Source organism: Caballeronia choica, from assembly GCF_001544535.1.
Lineage (GTDB): Bacteria > Pseudomonadota > Gammaproteobacteria > Burkholderiales > Burkholderiaceae > Caballeronia > Caballeronia choica.
This window is the reverse complement of record NZ_FCON02000001.1, coordinates 178,112-199,982: the sequence shown is the minus strand read 5'-3', so window position 1 is coordinate 199,982 and position 21,871 is coordinate 178,112. Positions and strand designations below refer to the sequence as shown.

Here is a 21,871-nt window from a genome sequence, read left to right as displayed (position 1 = left end):
CACCCGATAGTTCAATGACTAACAGTGAAAAAGCGAGTGAAAAAGCGAGTGCAAAAGCGACTGCAAAAGCGCGTCCAAAAGCGCGCAGACCGCTGTTCGATCTGGATCTGCTGAGAGCGATTGTCATGGTCGCCGATTGCGGCACGTTCACTGCCGCTTCTGCGCGGCTCCATTCGACCCAGTCCACGGTGAGTCAGAAGGTGCGGCGACTGGAGGAGATGGCCGGACACAAGCTTCTCGATCGCGGAAGTCGTGACGTGCGTCCGACCGATGCCGGCGAAACGCTGCTTGGATATGCGCGGCGGATGCTCGCGCTCAACGACGAAATGATTGAAGCGCTGTCGGGCGCGACGGTGGGTTTGACGGTCCGGCTGGGCGTACCGGAAGATTTCGTCGGCGGACCCACCACCCATATTCTCGCGTCGTTCAATCGCAAGCATCCGCAGGTGAAGCTCGAAGTGACGAGCGGATTGAGCCGCGATTTGAGCAGTAGCTACGATCGCGGCGACCTCGATCTGATCCTCGTGAAGCAGCGGCGCAACAGTCGCGAAACCGTCGCGTGCTGGCCCGAGCAGTTGAGGTGGATCGACAGCGCGAAGAACCCGTCGATCCAGCTCGATCCCATTCCGCTCGTCGCATTCCCGCCGCGCGGGTTATATCGCGACGACATGATCAACACGATCGAAGGACTCGGACGCCGCTGGCGGATCAGTTTCACCAGTTCGAGCCTGAGCGGCATCCAGGCTGCCGTTGCCGATGGCCTCGGCATCAGTCTCCTTCCCGCGCGCGCCGTCACGGCGGAACACCTCGTATTGACACCGAAAAGCGGACTGCCTTCCATCGAGACGATGGACATCGCCCTCATGCATCGTCCGACCGCCGATCCGGTCGTCAAGGAACTGGCACGCGCGCTCGCCCGGATGTTCGGGCCGCAGCGTCGCTGACTGGCCGGCACGGCTACGCGCTGCGGTCGAACAGTTCCAGCAAGCGGCCTATTAATGCAGCGTTGCGGCCGTCGCTCATGAGGGTGTCGAGGTGCTCGCACGTCGGGGCGGGAAGGCAGGGACGCACTGCGCGGACATAGCGACGTGGCGCCGCACACGCACGTTCGCCAGAAGCTGGCGGAGACCGGACAGGCACGACTGAAGGTCCTCCGCCAGTTGCTTCATCATGCGGGACTCATGCTGCGCTGATGGATCACGGCGTCCAATACCAGACGGCAGAGTTGCTGAGGAAGGTCTCCCACATCGCATGCGGCTTGCCGGGATCATCGTCGTCGTAGAGGCGCGCAAGTTGCCATTGGGCCTCGATCCGTTCCCTCGATGCGTCGCCGAGACCATCCTGCTCGCCTTGAGCCAGGTAGCGACCGGCAAAGGTTGTCAGCGAGGCGTGCTGCTCCGACTGATTCTTCCAAAGCACGGTAAATCCGATGAGCGCGCCGTCGGTCATTCCTTGCGCGTCGAACCACGCATTGGGGTCGGGCTTTCCCACCTTGGTCTGGTAGCGACCGGTGAAGTGGGCACCCGGCCCGATCGAAACGATCTCAAGGCCGCCCCCGTTGCTGCTGAGCCATCGTCCAACACGGATTGTCATGGTGTCTCCTTGCGTTGCGTCAGTTGGAAGTCGATGCCAAAGAGAATATGTCACCGACGCTAAGATCGCACGTTGGCATTCCGAACGCGCAAGCTGTCACCTTGCCTCGCACCTGATTTAACCCCACGATTTCTAACGAATAGTCTCGCGCCGGTCAAGCTGGGGACTATCACGGTTTTTCAAGGCCGGCGTTACGCTGACGGGGGTCGACAACGCCACCCTAGCGTAGGTCTCGCTGCGCAAGGCGTCGCCGCGATACTCGCACCTGCCTGTCTTGCGCGGCTTGCAAGAACTTTGGCCTCGTGATGCGTCGAGCGAGCGCCAAGCCACCCGCGGATGGCTTGGCGGAGTTCCTCGCTGAGTGGCTGGTGCGCCGGGGCCGGGAAGCGCAAAAAGGACCGCTGCGATGTTTGAAAGTCTTCAACGATGAGCTAGGCTTAACCGGGCTTGATCGTACCTTTGGTTGGCCCGCTGACCCTTCAGCCGGTTTGTTTCCAGGAGGTGTGCAATGCCTAAGGTCAGTGCGTTTTTTGCAACCAAAACCAAGAAAAAAGTCGCAGCGCGGATCAGCAATAAAGATAGCAGCCTTTACTACTACGAAGTCGACACATTGGGACCGGTGCCGCCGTCGGTTTTTCTGCACGCATCCATGGCGGCGTCCAAGACCCAGCCCAAGGGCAAGATAATGGTCAATTATCCGACGGATAGTTGGGTCAATCAAAATAATCAGCTGGAATTCGCCTACGATTCGCCCGACTACATCAACACCGAATACCGGGGTGAACCCAAGCGATGTATGCCTCCAGATATGAAGCATTGGGACCAGTTCGGTCTGACCAAGCTGGGGACGCCGCCCAATCTGCCTTCGATCTACGACGAAGAAGTTCCCGCTGCCCATAGCAAGGCCCGACGGATCTACATGCTGGCGACGTTCTGCTTGCTAAAGAAACTGGGGTTCGTGTACACCGACCGCACGCTCGGTCATAACATCGGGACGATGCTGGTTTCCAAGACCGGAAAAGTGCTTTCGTGGGGCGTGAACACCGGCGAATATCGACATGCGGAAGTCAACACCCTGATCGGCTACTTTCTCAGGAATCCCACCGAGACCAATTTGCCGGTGGAGTCGGTTCTGTTCTCCACCTTGAAACCGTGTCGCATGTGCTCGACCTTTATCAATCAGGCATGGAACGGCGGAAAGACGCGGGTCTTTTACGGCATGATGGACGAGGGGGAAAGCGGCGGGACACCGTTGCTTGGAACGCAGTCCACGAAGTTCACCGGCGGGGAACTGGAACTGGATGTGTGGGAACTGCTGAGCGAGTCCGGCACGCTGGATAGTGCCATCAAGGCCAAGGGCACCAAGCCCGTCCAGGTCACGCATAAAGGGGGCAAGGTCGATCTGTACGACAAGCTCAGCAAAAGCGGCGGTTCCACCCGGAAGATGAGCGCGGCGGATTGGGTAGACAAGAGCCCGGAGGTGGTTGAGCTGCTGAATGCCGCCGTCAACAAGTTTCAGGGCAAGGCCGGCAAAGCGCGTGACGATGGGCCGATCAAGAGTGTGCTGTCGTACCTGAAGGAGTTTGTGAAGGGATGAGTCGCATGAAATTCGCGTGGCGCCGCCATGCGAATTTCACGTCGTGTCCAGCACCTTTGCACCGTGACGAACGTGACGAAGGCATGGCGCGGCACGATGCCGGAGGTTGCCGGGTCCCATAAGTCTTCGAACGCCGGGCGCTCATGGCCGTTCATCGCTCGCCACCCTGTCGGGCCCAGGTGCTTTCGCTCGATATGTCCATGCGGCGGAGCCATCCGCGGCGGCGCGGTGCGCCCGGCGTCGCTTGCCCGCTCTACGAGTTCATGTCCCGGTGCGTCCCTTCTCGATGCCTTGCAACCTCGCATGGCGAACACAACGCGCCAATCTAACTTCTAACCGATACCAACTCGATGCGCTTGCGCTGCAGGAACCGGCGCACGGCCGGATCGCGCTCGAGTCCGATCGCGAGATCGTATGCGCCGAGCGCTTCGGCCGTGGCGCCGGCGCGCGCGAGCAGATCGGCACGCGCGGCCCAGTACGGCTGGTAGTCGGCCAGCCGCGGATCGTCCGCATACGGCACGAGCGCGTCGAGCGCCGCCTGCGGGCCGTCCCGCTCCGCCAGCGCGAGCGCGCGGTTCACCGCGACCACCGGCGACGCCGCAATCGCGAGCAGCGCATCGTAGAGTTGCACGACCTCGTCCCAGTTCGGGCGTCGCGTGCGGCAACGGTGCACGTGCGCCGACTGCAGCGCGGCCTCAAGCTGAAAGCGCCCGATTGCGTTCAACGTGTTCGCGCGCCGCAGCAGTGCGTCGGCTGCGTCGATCATCGGGGCGTTCCATGTCGCCGGGTCCTGGGCCGACAACGGCACGTAGTCGCCGGCTGCATCGCGTCGCGCGTCGCAACGCGCCTGCGCATACAGCATCAGCGCGAGCAGACCCAGCGTCTCCGGCTCCTCGGGCAGCAGTTCGACGAGCAGTTGTGCAAGAAACAGCGCCTCGCCGGTGAGATCGCGCCGCTCGGCATCGCCGCCGACCGGGTCCGTCCACCCTTCCGCATACACCGCATAGACCGCCTCCAGCACCGCAGCGAGCCGGCCGGGCAACTCCTCGCGCTCGGGCACGCTGAACGGAATGCCCGCTGCGCGGATCTTGTTCTTCGCCCGCACGAGGCGCTTGCTGATCGCGGCGGGCGACATCAGGAACGCGGAGGCAATCGTCTTCGCTTCGAGCCCCAGCACCACCTGCAGCATCAGCGGTGTGCGAATCGCGGCCTCGAGAGCAGGGTGTGTACACGCGAATAGCAGCGCAAGCCGCCGGTCGGGCAACGCGCCTGCTTCATGCTCGTCGATCTCGTCGGCGAGAATCGTGAGCTGGTTTGTCACTTCGTCGCCGACGTGGCGATGGCGCGCGCCGTCGATCGCCCGACGGCGCGCAACCGTCATCAGCCACGCTTCGGGATTCGCGGGGCAGCCACGCTCCGGCCAGTCGGCGAGCGCGGCCGCAAACGCGTCGGCCAGCGCGTCCTCGGCTGCGGCGACGTCGCGCGTGCGCATCGCCAGCAGCGCGACGAGCTTGCCGTAACTGCGGCGAGCGACCGCCTCGGCAATCGAACGCGCGGCGCCGTCAGCATCACGGTCGCCGCCGGACGGACTCATGCAGCAGATGGCGCGTCGTAGGGGGCAGTCCAGACCGGGCGCACTTCCATGATGCCGTGCGCCGCGCCGGGACAACGCGACGCCCACGCGATCGCCGCGTCCAGGTTGGGCACGTCGATCAGGTAGTAGCCGGCGAGTTGTTCCTTCGAATCGGAATACGGTCCGTCGAGCACCTGTGGCTTGCCGTCGACGAGCCGCACCGTGGTCGACGTATTCGTGTTCTGTAGCCGGTTGGCGCCCACCAGAGCCTCCGCTTTTTTCAACGATTCGGTGTACGCCTGATACGCCGCGACGCCTTGCTGCCGCTCGCTGTCGGTCATCTGGTTCCACCTGTTTTCTTGTGAATAGATCATCAGCAGGTATTGCATATGAGCCTCCGTCATGGGGTTGAGGCGGGTGATTGCATCGGGCCGCCATCACAATGACGCGCGGGCCGCATGCTGATGGACAGGCGGCCTCGAAAAATCGCGGACGGCGCACCCGCCTTGTTCAATCGCCGCCGTCGAAGACCCTGCGCCCGGTCATTTCGGGCAAGCGCCATCCCCTCCAGGCGACGATCGATTCACCGCACCATTGCAGCCATGTTATCCAGGTTCGTCTGTAGGCGCCGTGCTTCATCGCACCACCGCTTGGTGTGAAAACACCCTGTCAGCGCAAGCGGCAGATTCAATGCAATGCCGATGAACCAAGCGAACCCTCAACGCCTGCACTGCGATCGCGCGCCTACTGACGCAGCGCCGCTCACCCGTTGCGCGGCCGCCTGAATGTTCGCTGGACAGTCCGACCAGTCATTCGGATCGTAGCCCGTGCATCTCAGCTCGGCCAGTTCCGCGCGAACTTGTGCCGGCGAAGGAGCGCGGTCCGCCTGCTGTCCAGGCGCGACGGTCGTCGCTCACAGATTGGGATAGTTCGGGGGTAACGAACGGGAACCGCTTATGTCCGTTGCGACGGATCGGGTCGACCCGGGGTTCAACCACCCAGACTGATGATTGCCATCGTCAACAGCACGCCCAGTGTGACCATCGAAATCCCGGCTTTCCAACTGCCCCAGCCGGCATGGCGGCCGAGCGCCATGCCGCCGGCGAACAACATGGCGAGCGTGAGAATACGTGAAACCAGCAGGGCTGCCGAAACGTTATCCAGGATAACGAAAGGAATCGCAACCGGGAACGTGGACAATACGATGATGATGAAGATCCCTGCAGCACCGAAAAAATCGTCGCGGACGAACCTGGGTCGATCAGGGAGGTTGGCTTTGGCGGCAAGACGCGCCCGGATGGACTCGAGTTCCGAATCGGAAACCAGCGTCCTCATGGTCGGCGGCAACGCATCGCGGAGCGTGCGAACGCCGGCAACAGGATCCGGTTCGTTCCGGACGGCCAGCGCAAGCGTGAGCCGCCGGCCCCGGTTCGTCAACGTGCGTACGAGGTACATCACGGCGTCGGCAAGTCCCCATGCAAGATTGCAGCCCAGTGCGGTGTACAGCATTTTGCGGCCCGCATCTTCCCCGGCTGTCGCCGAAACGGTGCCGACGAAAGTCAATGCCATGAACAGCCCGAAACACAACTCCGAGACTCGATCAACCGTATCGAGGATCGGTTCGCGCGCTTCGGTATCGTCCTGTTGCGTCAAGCTGCTCACGGGGATATCTCCTTTGTCGTAGACGGTCGCTCCGTGCTCAATGCAGGCCGGCTACGCTGACTTGTCCAGCGGTGAACCCACATGGCGCCCGGAACAATATTCCTTCAAGGCCATGGCAGAGAGATGCCAGTGACGATGCCCCTGCGGCAGTGATCGATCGACCTGCACGACGCTTCCGTGACTACCGTTTCCGATCGGATTAAGCGCTACCACAAAAGTCGCCATGCCGACGGCGACCAGGTGACTCATGACTTTCTCCCTGCGTCGGGCAGCGCATCGAGCGAACCTCGACGCATTCGTGGTGCGCGTTCGCACTCGAATCATTCCGTCATGAACGAAACGCGTGCAGAGCGCCCTGAGCGATCGCACTGGCCCCGGAGAGCCCCTCCGCTCGATCTTGACCTTTTAATCTTCTTCGATTAACAAGAAGAATGCAACATTCCCGACCTGGCATCCTGGCTGTCGACGGCCGGGCTTGCCGCGACCCAAGGTATTTGCGACTTATGGTATAGATTGCTCATGCTCGCTTCGGCAGTCCTCGGAAATCGAAGGAACGATCAACCGATAACGACAGTCACTGGACATGCAAAAATCCAAACGTTCCCTGTCTTGTCGCAGTTCCTCATCCGCATGGGCCCTTCTTCCGTTCGTCATCTGTGGCGCAGCCCATGCGCAGGCGACGCCCAATCAATTGCCCAATCAAGCGCTGCTGGGGGCGAACGTCAAGAGCCACGCCGATGCCGTTCTGGCCATCATGACTTACACGACCGTCCCCGATGTGACGACGAGTTCCCTCTCGATCAATAGCGGCACCACCGGCAATCCCGGATTTGGCCAGACCCAACTGGGTGGCGGCTTTACGGTCAGCCGCTCCTTTCCGCTGTACCTCGAGGGTACGCTGGCATACAGCCGTTACGATCCTACCTTTGTCGCAAGCGACGGCTCCCAGCAGCGGCCGATTCCGGCCAAGTGGAATACCGCCAGTACGACAGTGGGAATTGGCTGGGACTTCCCGATTACCGATGAGTTGAAGTTCAGGCCGATACTCAACGGCACCATCGGCCGGGTGGCAAGCGACCTGAGGTTGGCGCAGACTTTCATCAATCGCATCAAGGACACGAACCTGCAATTCCTCGAAGATGGCGCGCTCAACGCATACGGCTATGGAGGTTCGCTCATGCTCGATTACGAGCATTACCGGGAAAACTACGAGATCGATGTCGAACTGCGTGCCACCGACATCTACCTGCGCAGTTTCGGCAGTACGTCTGACGCCGTGCAAGGATCGGCGACGTCACAGCAATTCAGCATGTGGGCGCGCTGGCGCGCCCCGACAGGCCTTCATGCCCTGGACAAGCCCGTACGCTACGTATTGGAAACGGCCTATTCCCATTATTTCGGCGACAGTGCCGGCGTGCTTGGCTTCAATGATCTCACCTCGCTGGGGGTTGGCCTCGAACTCGATAGCAGCAAGTATCCCGTCTTCGTCACGCGGACGCGCGCGATGGTTCGCTACGTCTTCGGACATAACGTACACGGTGTATCGTTTGGCTTCGCCATGAGTTTTTAGGCGCGTCCCGCCTTCGTCGAATCCGCGGACGGCGACAACCCAGTCGGGAAGGACCCGCCTCTCGCGAAACGGTCGATGTGGTTCGGGAACTGTACGGCAGAGCGCCCGGAAGCGCGGCCGGGCCTGCTTGCCTCCTGCAGCAAAGACGCCTCCGGAGCCAGGAGATTCGCTTACCGACCCAGTACGCGCTGTGCCCACCAGGAGGCAATCGATGCTGCCCACGCCTACATCCGACAAGGCACTGTCCCGCGGCCTGCTCGACGTCTATATTCGCGCCGGGCTGATCGCGGCCCTCGTGATCTTCTGCTTCGAGATCTTCAAGCCGTTCTTTGACCTCGTACTGTGGTCCCTGATTCTGGCGACGACGATCTATCCCCTGCAGGTCCGGCTCAGGCGAAGGCTGGGCAAGGACGGTCGCGCCGCCACGCTGATCGTCCTGATCGCGTTCGGCGTCATCCTGCTACCCACCTACCTGCTGGGTGCTGCAATCGTCGACTCGGTGGACAAGGCCATGGACATCTTCAGGAGCGGGAACTTCCACGCTCCGCCGCCGCCCGCGTCGGTGGCAAGCTGGCCGCTGGTGGGTCATCGCCTGTATGACTTGTGGAACCAGGCGGCCACCGACATGAGCGGTCTGGCGATGAGACTCGCCCCACAGATCAAGGTGGTCAGCCTGGCTTTGCTTGGCAAGCTCGCCGGCCTCGGCATGGCCCTGCTGATATTCGTTTTCGCGCTGATCGTCGCGGGATTCATCATGGCCCACGGCGAAGCGGGCCAAGGCAGCGCGGTCAGAATCGCCTCGCGCATCTTCGGCCCGGACAGGGGCCTGCAGATCACCGAGCTGTGCACCGCTACCATCCGTGCGGTGGCTCAGGGAGTGGTGGGCATCGCCTTCATACAGATGCTGCTGATTGGTGGCGGCTTCGTTGCCATGGACGTCCCGGGCGCCGGCCTGCTGGCCCTTGGGGTGCTGCTGCTCGGGATCATGCAGCTGCCGGCCACCCTGATCACCCTTCCCGTGATTATCTTTGTCTTTTCCGCCGGCGGCGTCAGCGCGGCTACGATTGCCTTTGCCGTCTATGTCTTCATCGCAGGACTCGTCGACAACGTCCTGAAGCCCCTGCTGCTGGGTCGCGGTGTCGACGTGCCGATGCCGGTCGTGCTGATCGGCGCGCTGGGCGGCATGGTCACCGGGGGCGTCATCGGCCTGTTCATTGGTCCGGTCGCGCTCGCGGTCGGCTATCGCCTGTTCTGGCTATGGGTCGAGGACCCGCCGGGCAGTGGCGGGTCAAATGACCGCAAGCCGACATGACACAGTGAAGGCCGGACGCATTTCCGCTCCTTATTTCACACTGACTTTCACACTGACACGCGCTTGCCGCGTCACTCGCGGGCCTGGTCCGCCAGATACCGGGCAACCGCCATGTCCATGTTGAAGAACATCCTGTCGTTTCCGAGCGTCGCTCCCAGCGGCGAGCGCCGCACCATCGCGAGAACGGCGGGGTTCAGCCCGACGAGCCAGAGCACGACGCCGTGCTCCTCGCGAAACTTCCTCTCCGCTTCCGTCAGCATCTTCAGCGCGGTGTATTCGAAATCGAATACACCTGCGAGATCGAGCGCCACGATTTTCGGCTCCGTCGACGCGATCAGCGGCCTCATCCTCTCGGCGACGCGCTTTGCATTCGCGAAGAAAATCCGTCCCTGCGGACTCAGCATCAGCAGACCGGGGAAGGTTTCGTCGTCCGGGTGCTCGGCCGATTGCGGACGGAACACATTCGTCCCCGGCTTTCTGCCGAGAACATAGACCGGCGGGTCCGACGACTGATGAGCGAGCGCGACCAGCGACACGATGATCGCGACGACGATCCCCTCAAGCGTGCCGACCACGGCCACGCCCACCAGCGCAATCAGGGCCCAGATGAATTCCGTCAAGCGTATCCGGAGGATGTCGCGGAACTCCGACGGCTGGATCAACCCGATCGAATAGACGATGACCACCGCCGCCAGCGTCGCTTCCGGCATCAGCTCGATGAGCGGCGCGAGAAAGAGCATCGTGCCGAGCGAGGCCAGCGCCGTGACCACGCCGGCGAGTTGCGTCCGGGCACCCGACAGCCGGTTCACGGCGGTCTGCGTCGTGCCTCCGCCGCCGGCCATCGCGCCGAACAACGCGCCCCCGAGGTTTGCCAACCCCGTCGCCAGCAGCTCGCGGTTCGGCTGCGGCGCCGGCTCGCCGCTTTGGCTGAACGCGCGGCCCGCCGCGATGGTTTCGGTGAAGCTCATCAGCGCGATGCCGAGCGCGGGCGGCAAGAGTGCCGTCAACATGGCGGGGTCCGGCCTTGTCAGGGGCGGCAGCCCCGTCGGCACATGGCCGACGGTCGCCACGCCGTAATCCGGCAGGCCGAGCAGCTTGACAGCGGCAATCCCGGCGGCCACTGCGATCAGGGGCGCGGGCGCACGCGGGAACCCATGCTCCAGGGCGACCAGGAGGCCGATCATGACCGCTCCGACGGCCACGGTCGCGAGCGAGGTCTGCGGCAGCCCCTGGACAATGGCAAGCAGGTTGTGAAACAGCGAGCCTTTGTGGAAATGAATGCCGAGCAGCTTCGGCAATTGATCCACGACGATCACGATGCCGACGCCAGCCTTGAAGCCGATCAACACCGGCTCCGAAATGAAATTTGCGACGAAGCCGAGCCGCAGCAGCCTCGCCAGGACGAGGATGGCACCTACCAGAAACGTCAGCGTCGCCGACGCCGTCACCAGGGCGGCCGGATCGTTCGCGCCCGCCTGTTGAAGTGCCGCCGCGACCAGGATCGCAAGCGTGGTCGTCGTGCTGACGCTGAGCGGACGCGACGTGCCCAGCAGGGCATAGATCAGCATCGGCAGAAAGGACGTATAGAGCCCGACCTGAACCGGCAGGCCGGCGATGGTCGCATAGGCGAGCGCCTTCGGAATGACGACCGCCGCCACGGTCAGCCCCGCGATGGCGTCGGGCCTCAGCCACTCCTTTCTGTAATCGGCAAGCCACTCCGGCAAGGGCACACGCACGCTGCCCGCCGAACGCCGACGGGGCCCGATATGAGATTGCCCGCGGCGCTTCTGCTGACGGGACAAATGTAATCGCTTCATGGCGACGCTTGAGCCTCGTCTGCGGCGGACCGTCGAGCTCAGAATCTCTCGGCTATGTATCTGAACGGATAGTGTGGATCCTCGTAACCCTCCGGTTTTTGCCGTTTGGGCAAGGTCACCTTCTGGCGCGGCATGGCTTCATAGGGAATCCTCGCGAGCAAGTCGCTGATGATGTTGAGCCGCGCCCGTCGCTTGTCATTGGAATTCGCGACGTACCAGGGAGCGAGATCCGTGTCGGACGCTTTGAACATCGCGTCGCGCGCACGCGAGTAGTCATACCATCGGCTGTACGATTTCAGGTCCATGCCGGACAGTTTCCATACCTTGCGCCCGTCGTGGATGCGCGACTCGAGGCGGCGGGTCTGCTCCTCCTCGCTGACTTCCAGCCAGTACTTCAGCAAAATGATGCCGGACCCGACGATCGCCTGTTCGACGAGCGGCACGGCTCGGTAGAAGGCCTCCACCTCCTCGCTGGAGCAGAAGCCCATCACCCGCTCGACGCCCGCGCGGTTGTACCAGCTGCGGTCGAAGATCACGACCTCCCCCGCGGCCGGCAAATGCGGCAGGTAGCGTTGCACGTACATCTGGCTCTTCTCGCGGTCGGTCGGCGCCGGAAGCGCGACGACGCGAAACACGCGCGGACTGACCCGCTCGGTGATCGCCTTGATGGTGCCGCCCTTGCCGGCGCCGTCGCGTCCTTCGAAGACGATGCAGACCTTCCTGCCGGTCTGCACCACCCACTCCTGGAGCTTGACGAGCTCGACGTGCAACTGGAACAAGGCCTTGCGGTACGCCTTGTTCGACAAGGTCGCGTCTTGTGCGGGCCGCTCTTTTTTCCCCTGTGTCTTCGCCATTCCCGTGCCTCCGTGCGTGCGCCGAGCCGAGCGGTTTCATTGGAAATACATTTCACAATGTAGGCGCCAGCACTGAGCAAGGCAATACGACGTTGGTCCAATAGACAGACGGAGCCGCGCCGCCGGGATGAAATCCCGAGCGTTCCCGGGGTATCAGCGGTTGCCGTGGACAAGCACTTCGCTATCGAACCCTACACCGCCTCTCGCCGCCCGTTCACCACGGTCGTCATACCATCAGCATCACGAGCGTCTGCGCAATCAGCGCCGGCTTTTCCTCGCCCTCGATCTGCAATTCGTTTTCGGTCTTGACGAGGATCCGGTCGTTGCCCTTCTTTGCCACCGAAGCGAGCACCACGCGGCACCGCACCCGGGAGCCCGCCTTGACGGGCGTGATGAAGCGCACCTTGTCGAGCCCGTAGTTGAGGCCCGCTTTTGCATCGGCGGGGATGAGGCCGATCTCGATCGAAAGCGACGCCAGCAAGGAGAGCGAGAGATAGCCGTGCGCGATCGTGCCGCCGTAGGGGCTCTCGCGCCTTGCGCGCTCGACGTTCACATGGATCCATTGCGTGTCGCCGGTGCACTCTGCAAACGCGTCGATGCGCGCCTGATCGACTACGACCCAATCCGATACACCCAGTTCACGGCCGACAAACTCACTGATCGTGGTCGTGGCGTATCCAGTCATGCTCATGTTGTTGTCTCTTGTTTGAATGATCAGGCGAATTGTTCGCGCAACCGCTTCTTGTTCAATTTACCGACGCTCGTCTTTTCAAGTTGATCGACGATCCTCACGATTTGCGGCACGGCGTACTTCGAAATCTGCCCGGTCTCGCTAAAAGCACGCACGTGATTTCTGATCTCATCTTCCGACACCAGCGGCACGAACTGCGGCTTCAGGACCACGAGCGCCACGGGCCGTTCGCCCCACTTTTCGTCCTTGATGCCGATCACCGCGACCTCGGAGACGCCCGGATGCTGCGAGATCAGACTCTCGATCTCGAGCGACGAAACCCACTCGCCACCCGACTTGATCACGTCCTTGATGCGGTCGGTGATTTGCAGATAGCCGTTCGGAGCGATGCTCGCGATATCCTGCGTGTGCAGATAGCCACCGTCCCACAGTTCGGCCGAAGCGCCGGGATTTTTCAGGTAGCCCTGCGTGAGCCACGGCGCACGCACGACGATCTCGCCGCTCGCCTTGCCGTCGTGAGGAACGTCTGCGCCCTCCTCGTTCACGATGCGCAGATCGACGAGAGGCACCGGAAGACCCGTCTTGCATCGCAGGTTCACCTGTTCGTCGATGTCGAGCGTCTCACTGCCCGGTTTCAGTTGCGCAAGACTCAAGAGCGGGCAGGTCTCCGACATGCCATAGCCAGCGAAGATATCGATACCGCGATCGAGCGCGGCACGCGCGAGACCCTGAGGCAGCGCGCCCCCGCCGATGACCACTTTCCACCGGCTCAGGTCGACGGTTTTCGCTTCACCGCAGTTGAGCAGCATGTGCAGGATGGTGCCGACGCAATGCGAGAACGTGACGCCTTCATCCCGCACGAGCTTGACGAGCTGATCCGGCACGTAGCGGCCCGGATAGACCTGCTTCACGCCCAGCACGGTGGCGATGTAAGGCATGCCCCACGCGTGGACATGGAACATCGGCGTGATTGGCATGTACACGTCGCCACGGTGAAAGCGCTGCCCCGATACGGGGCTCGCCAGCGCCGCCATGCCGGTGATCGTGTGCAGCACGAGCTGACGGTGCGAGAAATAAACGCCCTTGGGCAAGCCCGTCGTGCCCGTCGTATAGAACGTGGTGGCGCGCGTGTTCTCGTCGAAATCCGGGAAGTCGTAGCTGGGCTCGCTCGCGGCGAGCATGTGCTCGTACTCGCTTGCGAACGGGATCGAATGCGCGCTGGCTTCGCTGCCCTCGTCGTCGATCCAGATGAAGGTGTGCACCGTTTCGAGCTGGTCCTTCATCGCGTCGACCACAGGCAGGAAGTCCGTGTGGAGCATGAGGATCTGCGCGCCCGCATGGTTGATCGTGTAGGCGATCTCCGCAGGCGAAAGCCGCACATTGACCGTCTGAAGCACTGCGCCCATCATCGGAATCGCGAAATAGCATTCGAGATAGCGGTGGCTGTCCCAGTCCATCACCGCGACAGTGGTACCCTTTTCCGCACCGAGCCTTGTCAGGCCATTCGCGAGGCGCGCGATGCGCTCGCGCATCGTGCGGTAGGTGAGGCGCGTCTCGCCGCGATACACGATCTCCTGATCGGGCGCATGCGCGAGCGGTGTATGCAGAAGATGCTTGACGAGCAACGGGTAGGCATAAGCCGATTCATTTGAGTCAATGTCAACGTATTCCATCTGATTCTCCTTGATCGGGCTACCGATTGCCGGCTTGCCGGCGCCTTCAAGGGGCGCCATCAGGTCACGTCGCAATGGGTCGATGCACGCAGAATACGGAAAGACGTCGATTCGAACACCTCTCGCGGCGGGAGGGGAATCGAAAACGAAGGGGTGGTGTCGCGCTACTGCGTGCCTTCCAGGAGGCCGAGCACCAGCGCACGGCGCACCGCGTGCTTGCGTGAGCTCGCGTCGAGCTTGCCGAAGAGGTTCTTGAGATGCCACTTGACGGTTCCCTCGCCGATCATCGCCGCAAGCGCAATCTCCTTGTTCGAGAGGTTGCGTGCCAGCAATTCGAGGATTTCACGCTCTTTGGGTGTGAGCACCAGACTCGGCACTGCGCGAGGTCCGTTGGTTTCGCGTGCGGGTGGCCGCACGATCTGGAAGGCGGCAAGGGGCCGGCCGCCGTGCTCCGTGCCGGCTTCATCCTTGACGCGCCGCGCCCAGTCGGCGAGCGCGGGATGCGCATCGACCAGCGTGCGTGTCAGGTTGAAGGTTTGCGCGAGATTCTTCGCTTCGAGCAGCAAGGCTGTTCCGTCAGCGCCCATCTCGTGTTGTGCGAATGCGCGCAAGGCCAGGATTTCGATCCGGTAGCGGCCCATCTTCATCGCGTCGGCCTGGCCGTCCGCGAGCGCAAGTGCGTCGAGCGCCAGTTGCCAGTTCCGTGAGGCAATCGCCGCATCCGCCTTTGCGAGCGCCTGCAGCAGCGCCACTGACTGCCGCCACAGCGGCCCGTGACGGGCGTCGCGAGCGACGATCTCGTCGATGCGGCGCATCAGGGCCTCGCACGTGTGGGCGCGATACCGGCCAGCGTGCATGCGGACCTGATCTGCGAGGCTGGCGACACACAGGCGCGGCTGGCCACGGCTCAAGCCGAGCGCGTACATGGCCTCCAGCAGATCGAGCGCCCGGTTCTCGTTGCCGTTCACCGCCGCGATCCGCGCCGCCGTGCGATAACCGAGCATCACGGTTTCCGGCGTGGCAGAGCGCTCCAGGATGTCCAGCCGGTTGGCGAGCAGCGCCGTCGACTCGGCCACGCGATCGTCCTCATAGGCGATCGCCGCGCACGCCGCCGCGAACATGCAGCTAAGCGGGTGACGCCGGCCCAGGCCGGCCTCCGCGCTCGCCAGCGCGGGCTTCAGGACTTCCTCGGCGAGGCGCATCTGGCCTTCCCACAGATAGCTCAAGCCAATGATGTGATCGCCCCAGCGCTCCAGGTGGCCGAGCCCCTCGCCGACGTCACCGCGTGCCACGCGTCGCTGGCAACGCCGCGCCTGTGCCGGTTCGCCGAGCAGCATCGCGCGTGCTGCCAGCCGGTTCGCGTGGACCTGCGTGAGCCATGAGTCGCCGGCAGGCGCCGACTCGACCCACGGCTCGAACAAGGCGACGAAGCGGTCGGGTTCGTCCGCGAAGTAGGCCGCCGCGCTGAGGATCAGGGCGCACTCGTAGCGCAATTCGGTGCGCACGTTCTCGCTGGCGAGGATGCGTTCGACCTGGGATCGGGCCTCTTCATGTCGCTGCCCGAGGGCAAGCGCCCATGCAGCGGCGAGCCGCAGGCGGGGGCGCTGCTCCAGTTCGGACTCCGGGAGCAGGTCGAGCCAGTCGAGCACGACGCTCAGTTGTCCCTGTATCACGGCATCGTGCAGGCTGCGTTCGGCCAGTTCGTAGGCGGTCTGCCGCTGACCGGCCGCATGCGCATGGCGTGCGGCTTCCTCGATCATCCCTTGCCCGGCAAGCCAGACCGAGGCGCGCCCATGCAACGCTTCCTGCTCCGCGACAGGCAAGCGCGCGAAGCGCGCCCGCAGAACGTCGCGCACCAGTGTGTGCAGGCGGCACCATGCGCTGTCCTCCGCGGTGATGAATACGGGCGTCTCACGCACCAGACGGTCCAGTTGCCGGGGAGCATCGGCGTCGCCCGTCAGCGTGTGGCACAACGCCGGATGCAGCATGTCCACGGCGCTGATGCGGATGAGAAAAGCTTCGTCTTGCTTCGAGAGATTCGCAATCAACGCGCCGACCAGATGGTCGCGCAAACTGCCCGGACCCGAAACCATCGTCTCGACTGCCTTGCGCGGGTCCGCCGCATGCGCCATCGCGGCGAGCGCAAGCTGCAATCCGAGCGGCCAGCCGTCGGTGACCTCGAAGAGCCGTGCGCACGCATCGGCGTCCACGCGGGCCCCGAATCGGTTGCCCACCAATGCAATGGTCTCGTCGAGGCGAAAGCGCAACGTCTCCGGTCCGAACAGCGTGCCCTGCCCATACGCGAGCAGGCCGGCGATCGACGCTTCGAGTCCGCGCCGCGCCGCCACCACGACCCGAAGATTCTGCGGCGCATTGTGCAGCACATAGGCGAGCACCTCCGCGCCGGCGGCCGGCAGGCGCTCGGCTTCATCGACGATCAGCAGGACATCCAGCGAGAGTTGTGCGATTTCCGCCAGCCATCCCGTCGCGCCGTCCAGTTCACTCACCGACGCGAACGCGCTGTCGAGCAGCAGGTGGCCGAACGTGGGCCGTGCGCAGCCCGTGCGCACCGCCTGCACGAGGCCACGCAGGAACCGTTGCGCATCGTCGCGCTCGTCCGCCAGCAGCCAGGCTACGGCAATGCCGCGCGCCAGATGCTCGCGCCTCCATTGCGCCAGCAACGACGTCTTCCCATAGCCAGCCGGTGCCTGCACGAGCGCGATCTGCCGGTCGCGGAAGTCGGGGTCGTCCGCACTCAGGCGCGGCCGCGCGAGAAGGTTCAGCGGCATGCGCGGCGCAATCGTTTTCAGGACCAGCTCGGTGGTTGAACGTTCGGCGCCGGGAGACGTGGAGGCCATCGGGAGAGGTCGGTCGGAATCGCGCGGCGACTCCGGCGGAGTCGCTTCTGAAGCGGATCACACTCGCAGCATGGTTCTAATCACCTGCGTGCGTCAAGCCCCTCCCTCCGCGAGAGGGTTAAACGAAGCGCCGCTGCACTACGATGCAAGCATGTTCACTCAAACACCAAAGCCGGCGTAAAGGATGCCATGTACCGCCATCTACTCGTTCCTGTCGAGAGCACCGACGCCTGCATCGAAGCACTCGGTCACGCGACGGAGTTCGCTCAGGCAATCGGCGCGCGCATCACGTATTTGCACGTGCTGCCCGCCAGCGCGTCGCGAGTGACCTCCGGGCAGCCAGCCGCACTCGCCCGTCCGGTTCCGCGACGTGTGCACGAACTGCTGGCGAGAGCCGAAGCGGCCGCACGCGCTCAGGGCGTGCCCTGCTCGTCTGCGGTCGCCTTCGCCGTCGCCGGGTCCGTCGAAGAGGGATCGTTCGAGACGATCGCCAAGGCTGCGCGTCAGCACGATTGCGATCTGATTTGCATGGCAACAGGCGCACCCGGGGCGCAAGCGCTCGCATTCGGTACTCCGGACGCGGCCGGGCTTCCCGTGCTGATGTGCGCAGTCGACCGGCGGCCGGCCGTCGAAGCCGCGATCGGCTTTTTGCTCGGGGCGCATCGGGCGCTCGCCGACGAACTGCACGAGTGGCTGGACCTGTTCCAGGCCGCTGGCAGCCAGGGCAGCGTGCCCGGGGCAACGACGCTGCGCGAGATCGCCGCGTGGCTGCGCGGACGTCAGGCGCGACGGCTTCGTCCAGAGGCGGAGGCCTCGCTGTTTTCGAGGCTGCGCGAACGCACGTCGGTGGTCAGCGCGGAACTCGACGAACTCGAGCGCCTGCACCGCCGCGACGAAGAGCTCCTCGACGAGCTGGCTCAAATGGCTGGACAGAACACACAGTCCGGGACCACGGCGAAGCAACTCGAACGAGCGTTGAGCGCCTACGCGCAGTTCGCCTGGGAGTGGATGGGACGCGAACAAGGCGTGATCCTCCCAGCGGCACGACGTTATCTGAACGACGCGGACTGGATGGGGATCCACCTGGAATTCGACTGCGCGGCGACGCTGGGTCGCGCCGCGAAGCACACCGACACAATCAGCGAGCCGGACGGCTCGCGAGCATGACTGGAGAGACAAATGGCACATGCAATCCGCTTTCACGAAACGGGCGGTCCCGAAGTGTTGCGATGGGAAGAAGTCGAAGTCGGCATGCCCGGCCCCGAACAGGTCCGGCTGCGTCATGAAGCCGTGGGCCTGAACTTCGCCGATACGTATTTCCGCTCCGGCCTCTACCCGGTTCCGCTGCCCGCCGGCATGGGCGTTGAAGCGGCGGGCGTGGTCGAGGCCGTCGGCGCTGACGTCACCCATGTGAACGTGGGCGACCGGGTCACCTACACGGGCTTCATCAACACCCTTGGCGCGTACAGCACCGAGCGTCTCATCCCCGCCGCACCGCTCATCCGGCTGCCCGCCGGCATCAGTTGCGCGACGGCCGCCGCGATGACCATGCGCGGCCTGACCTCGTCCTATCTGATGCGCCGCATTCATGCGTTCAAGGCCGGCGATACGATTCTCCTGCATGCCGCCGCTGGCGGCGTCGGACTGATCGTGTCGCAATGGGCGCGCCTTCTGGGCGTGACGGTGATCGGCACCGTATCGAGCGACGCCAAGGCCGAGGTTGCGCGCGCCCACGGCTGCGAGCACATCATCAACTACAGCCATGAGGACGTCGCGAAGCGCGTACGCGAACTCACCGACGGCGCGGGCGTGAACGTCGTGTTCGACAGCGTGGGCAAGGACACCTTCGAATCCTCGCTCGATTCGCTGAAGCGCCGCGGCCTGATGGTCTGCGTCGGAACCGCGTCCGGTCCCATTCCGCCGTTCAATCCGCAGTTGCTGGCGATGAAGGGCTCGCTCTATCTGACGCGCCCGGCGCTGGCCGACTACATCGCCGATCCGGCCGAGAAGAACGCGCTCGCGAACGAACTGTTCGAGCACGTCGCGGCTGGCCGCATCCGCATCGAAATAAACCAGCGCTATGCGCTGCGGGACGCCGCCAAGGCCCATCGCGATCTCGAATCGCGCAAGACCACCGGCTCGTCCGTGTTCATCGTCTAAGGAGACCCGCAATGCGTGTCGAACAAATCACCTGCGCGATTGGCGCGGAACTCGTCGGGGTCAACCTCGCGGACGCAGTGCACGACGACGGCCTGTTCGCAGAGATCCGCGCCAGCCTGCTCCAGCATCGCGTGCTGTTCCTGCGCGATCAGGACATCACGCGCGCCGAGCATGTCGCCTTCGCGCGCCGCTTCGGCGAGCTGGAGGACCATCCGGTCGCCGGCAGCGATCCCGAGCATCCGGGGCTCGTGCGAATCTACAAGAATCCCGACCAGCCCAACGACCGCTACGAAAACTCATGGCATACGGATGCCACCTGGCGTCAGGCCCCGCCCTTCGGCTGCGTGCTGCGCTGCGTCGAGTCGCCTCCCGTCGGCGGCGACACCGTATGGGCCAATATGGTCCTGGCCTATGAAAACCTGCCCGCCCATGTCAAGGAACAGATTGCGGACCTGCGCGCGCGCCACAGCATCGAGGCAAGCTTCGGGGCCGCCATGCCGATCGACAAGCGTCTCGCGCTGAAGGCCCAGTTTCCGGATGCAGAACATCCGGTCGTGCGCACGCATCCCGAGACTGAGGAGCTCGTGCTTTTCGTGAACGCCTTCACTACCCACTTCTCGAACTATCACACGCCCGCGCGCGTGCGCTTCGGCCAGGACGCCAATCCGGGCGCGAGCCACCTGCTCAACTACCTGATCAGCCAGGCGTACATCCCCGAGCACCAGGTGCGCTGGCGCTGGAAGGCAAACAGCATCGCGATCTGGGACAACCGCAGCACCCAGCACTACGCGGTGATGGACTACCCGCCCTGCCATCGCAAGATGGAGCGCGCCGGAATTGTTGGCGACGTCCCGTACTGAGATCGGCGATCCACTCGCCTGACAGCGGGGGTGCTGGCGCGGCGTGAAAGCCGCCGCGCCAGCACGTAAATTCAATTCAAAGCTCCATGGCGCGGGCGGCAGACCGGTTCTGCCGCCCGGAAACTAAAAGCGGCACGCTGCGCGTTAGAGCGCAGGACAGACCCGCACGCCGATCATCGGAGGAGACAATTTTGGAACTTCATTGTGCAAAGCCGGCCGAGGGCGATTTCGCGGGCGCTCCCACCTTTTCGCGCACCTATGCGTGGATCATTTTCGCGCTGACCTTCGGTTTGCTGCTGTCGGACTATATGTCGCGGCAGGTACTGAATGCGGTCTTTCCCCTGCTGAAGAGCGCATGGGGTCTCTCCGACACCCAACTGGGTTCGCTCAGCAGCGTGGTAGCGCTGATGGTCGGCCTGCTGACCTTTCCGCTCTCGGTACTTGCCGACCGATGGGGCCGCGTGCGAAGCCTCATTCTGATGGCGGCGCTCTGGAGCCTCGCCACGCTCGGCTGCGCGTTCGCGACCAACTACGGTGAAATGCTCGTCGCGCGTGCGTTCGTGGGTCTCGGCGAGGCAGCCTATGGAAGCGTGGGCATCGCCCTCATCCTCAGCATTTTCCCGCCGCACCTGCGCTCCACGCTGACCGGCGCCTTCATGGCCGGTGGCGCGTTCGGCTCGGTGCTCGGCATGGCGCTCGGCGGATTCGTCGCCGTGCACTTCGGGTGGCGTTCGTCGTTTGGCGCGATGGCGTGCTTCGGCATCGTGCTGGTCGTCACGTATCGGATCGTCGTTTCGGAGAAGCGCATCGCATCGCGGCAACCGAATCGCGCCGGACAGGAAGCAAGCCGAAGCGACGTGGTCACGAGCCTGCGCACGCTCGTCGCGGGACTCTTCTCGACGGTCTCGGTCGTGTGCGCCTACGTCGGCAGCGGACTGCAACTCTTCATCATGGGCGCCGTGCTCGCCTGGATGCCCAGTTTCCTGAACCGCTCCTACGGACTGGCGCCGGACAAGGCAGCCGCAGGCGCGGCGGTGTTCGTGCTGTTGGGCGCGCTCGGCATGGTCGCCTGCGGCATCGTCACGGATCGAATCTGCAGGGCGAGCCCTCCACGCAAGTGGACGACGGCGGTCTTCTATTGCCTGACTTCATTCGCGCTGCTGGCGACCGGTTTTCATCTGGAGCCGGGTGCGCTGCAACTCGCCCTGCTGGGCGCGGGCATTTTCCTCGTTGCCGGCACTTCCGGACCCGCAGGGGCGATGGTCGCCAATCTCACCCCTTCGTCGATCCATGCGTCGGCGTTCGCCACCCTGACGCTCGCGAACAATCTGCTCGGCCTGGCCCCTGGCCCGCTCGTCACCGGGTTGATCGCAGACCGCATCGGTCTGGTGGGGGCGTTGCAGGTGATCCCTCTGGTGAGCCTCGCGGCTGCGCTTGCCTTCGCGATCGGCAGATCGAGATACACGCGCGATCTGCGCCAGATCGACGCACTGCGAGGCAAGGCAGTCAATCAATGAATTCGCATTCGGAGACACGACCATCATCTCCGCCCGCTCGCCGAGGCATTGCTGGCTGAATCGAGCGTCGAACGCAGGAACGATGGCAGCCTTGGACGCATTCCGAGGATGCCCGCAGCGCCCCCCTTCTTCTT

Annotated in this window: 18 protein-coding genes and 1 pseudogene; 8 read left to right on the top strand and 11 right to left on the bottom strand. The window is 63.8% G+C overall.

Features of this window, described 5'->3' with window-relative positions; translation table 11 throughout:
* The first annotated feature begins 92 nt into the window (after nucleotides 1-92).
* Entirely contained in the window at nucleotides 93-944 is an 852-nt protein-coding gene (locus AWB68_RS00845; RefSeq protein WP_087642529.1) for a LysR family transcriptional regulator, read from the top strand.
* Between the two features lie 253 nt (nucleotides 945-1,197).
* Here the strand turns inward: AWB68_RS00845 and AWB68_RS00840 are convergent, their stop codons facing one another.
* Nucleotides 1,198-1,593 (bottom strand): avidin/streptavidin family protein, encoded by a 396-nt coding sequence (locus tag AWB68_RS00840; protein WP_087642453.1) that lies wholly within the window; start codon nucleotides 1,591-1,593, stop codon nucleotides 1,198-1,200.
* A 508-nt stretch (nucleotides 1,594-2,101) separates the two neighbouring features.
* On the opposite strand from AWB68_RS00840, the gene AWB68_RS00835 reads away from it, so the two are divergent.
* Nucleotides 2,102-3,190 carry a Bd3614 family nucleic acid deaminase gene (locus AWB68_RS00835; protein ID WP_087642452.1) on the top strand — a complete coding sequence of 363 codons (1,089 nt, stop codon included), beginning with the start codon at nucleotides 2,102-2,104 and terminating at the stop codon, nucleotides 3,188-3,190.
* Between the two features lie 325 nt (nucleotides 3,191-3,515).
* Here the strand turns inward: AWB68_RS00835 and AWB68_RS00830 are convergent, their stop codons facing one another.
* The 5 genes and pseudogenes from AWB68_RS00830 to AWB68_RS46225 form a co-directional block, all read right to left on the bottom strand.
* Complete coding sequence (locus AWB68_RS00830) at nucleotides 3,516-4,784, bottom strand: RNA polymerase sigma factor (protein ID WP_087642451.1); 1,269 nt, start codon at nucleotides 4,782-4,784, stop codon at nucleotides 3,516-3,518.
* Nucleotides 4,781-5,152, bottom strand: a complete 372-nt coding sequence (locus AWB68_RS00825; RefSeq protein ID WP_087642450.1) for a YciI family protein — start codon at nucleotides 5,150-5,152, stop codon at nucleotides 4,781-4,783. The genes AWB68_RS00830 and AWB68_RS00825 overlap by 4 nt, the downstream gene beginning before the upstream one ends.
* 329 nt (nucleotides 5,153-5,481) lie before the next feature.
* Nucleotides 5,482-5,652 (bottom strand): annotated as a pseudogene (locus AWB68_RS00820) (DUF4148 domain-containing protein); the annotation flags it as partial.
* 101 nt (nucleotides 5,653-5,753) lie between these two features.
* A complete protein-coding gene (locus tag AWB68_RS00815) occupies nucleotides 5,754-6,416 on the bottom strand; it encodes a VIT1/CCC1 transporter family protein (protein WP_087642527.1) in 663 nt (220 codons plus the stop codon).
* Between the two features lie 60 nt (nucleotides 6,417-6,476).
* Nucleotides 6,477-6,674, bottom strand: a complete 198-nt coding sequence (locus AWB68_RS46225) for a hypothetical protein (RefSeq protein ID WP_125482840.1) — start codon at nucleotides 6,672-6,674, stop codon at nucleotides 6,477-6,479.
* 334 nt (nucleotides 6,675-7,008) lie between these two features.
* Here AWB68_RS46225 and AWB68_RS00810 point away from each other — a divergent pair, with 334 nt between their 5' ends.
* Nucleotides 7,009-7,995, top strand: a complete 987-nt coding sequence (locus AWB68_RS00810; protein WP_087642449.1) for a hypothetical protein — start codon at nucleotides 7,009-7,011, stop codon at nucleotides 7,993-7,995.
* Between the two features lie 211 nt (nucleotides 7,996-8,206).
* A complete protein-coding gene (locus AWB68_RS00805) occupies nucleotides 8,207-9,307 on the top strand; it encodes an AI-2E family transporter (RefSeq protein ID WP_087642448.1) in 1,101 nt (366 codons plus the stop codon).
* Nucleotides 9,308-9,378: 71 nt separating this feature from the next.
* Here the strand turns inward: AWB68_RS00805 and AWB68_RS00800 are convergent, their stop codons facing one another.
* From AWB68_RS00800 to AWB68_RS00780, 5 genes are all read right to left on the bottom strand, one after another.
* The gene (locus tag AWB68_RS00800) at nucleotides 9,379-11,124 is read right to left on the bottom strand and encodes a SulP family inorganic anion transporter (protein WP_087642447.1); all 1,746 of its coding nucleotides are present in this window, start codon (nucleotides 11,122-11,124) and stop codon (nucleotides 9,379-9,381) included.
* A 38-nt stretch (nucleotides 11,125-11,162) separates the two neighbouring features.
* Nucleotides 11,163-11,978, bottom strand: a complete 816-nt coding sequence (gene ppk2, locus AWB68_RS00795) for a polyphosphate kinase 2 (protein WP_087642446.1) — start codon at nucleotides 11,976-11,978, stop codon at nucleotides 11,163-11,165.
* A gap of 226 nt (nucleotides 11,979-12,204) precedes the next feature.
* Nucleotides 12,205-12,669 carry a MaoC family dehydratase gene (locus tag AWB68_RS00790; protein ID WP_087642445.1) on the bottom strand — a complete coding sequence of 155 codons (465 nt, stop codon included), beginning with the start codon at nucleotides 12,667-12,669 and terminating at the stop codon, nucleotides 12,205-12,207.
* Nucleotides 12,670-12,692: 23 nt separating this feature from the next.
* The gene (locus AWB68_RS00785; protein WP_087642526.1) at nucleotides 12,693-14,342 is read right to left on the bottom strand and encodes a fatty acid--CoA ligase; all 1,650 of its coding nucleotides are present in this window, start codon (nucleotides 14,340-14,342) and stop codon (nucleotides 12,693-12,695) included.
* A gap of 164 nt (nucleotides 14,343-14,506) precedes the next feature.
* Nucleotides 14,507-17,200 carry a winged helix-turn-helix domain-containing protein gene (locus AWB68_RS00780; RefSeq protein WP_087642444.1) on the bottom strand — a complete coding sequence of 898 codons (2,694 nt, stop codon included), beginning with the start codon at nucleotides 17,198-17,200 and terminating at the stop codon, nucleotides 14,507-14,509.
* Between the two features lie 189 nt (nucleotides 17,201-17,389).
* Between AWB68_RS00780 and AWB68_RS00775 the strand changes: the two genes are divergently transcribed.
* The 4 genes from AWB68_RS00775 to AWB68_RS00760 all read left to right on the top strand — a co-directional run bounded on the left by AWB68_RS00775 (nucleotide 17,390) and on the right by AWB68_RS00760 (nucleotide 21,737).
* A complete protein-coding gene (locus AWB68_RS00775) occupies nucleotides 17,390-18,367 on the top strand; it encodes a universal stress protein (RefSeq protein ID WP_087642443.1) in 978 nt (325 codons plus the stop codon).
* Nucleotides 18,368-18,379: 12 nt separating this feature from the next.
* A complete protein-coding gene (locus tag AWB68_RS00770) occupies nucleotides 18,380-19,360 on the top strand; it encodes a quinone oxidoreductase family protein (RefSeq protein ID WP_087642442.1) in 981 nt (326 codons plus the stop codon).
* 11 nt (nucleotides 19,361-19,371) lie between these two features.
* A complete protein-coding gene (locus tag AWB68_RS00765) occupies nucleotides 19,372-20,220 on the top strand; it encodes a TauD/TfdA dioxygenase family protein (protein WP_087642441.1) in 849 nt (282 codons plus the stop codon).
* A 191-nt stretch (nucleotides 20,221-20,411) separates the two neighbouring features.
* On the top strand, nucleotides 20,412-21,737 hold the full coding sequence (locus AWB68_RS00760; protein WP_235028137.1) for an MFS transporter: 1,326 nt from the start codon (nucleotides 20,412-20,414) through the stop codon (nucleotides 21,735-21,737).
* The last annotated feature ends 134 nt before the right edge of the window (nucleotides 21,738-21,871 follow it).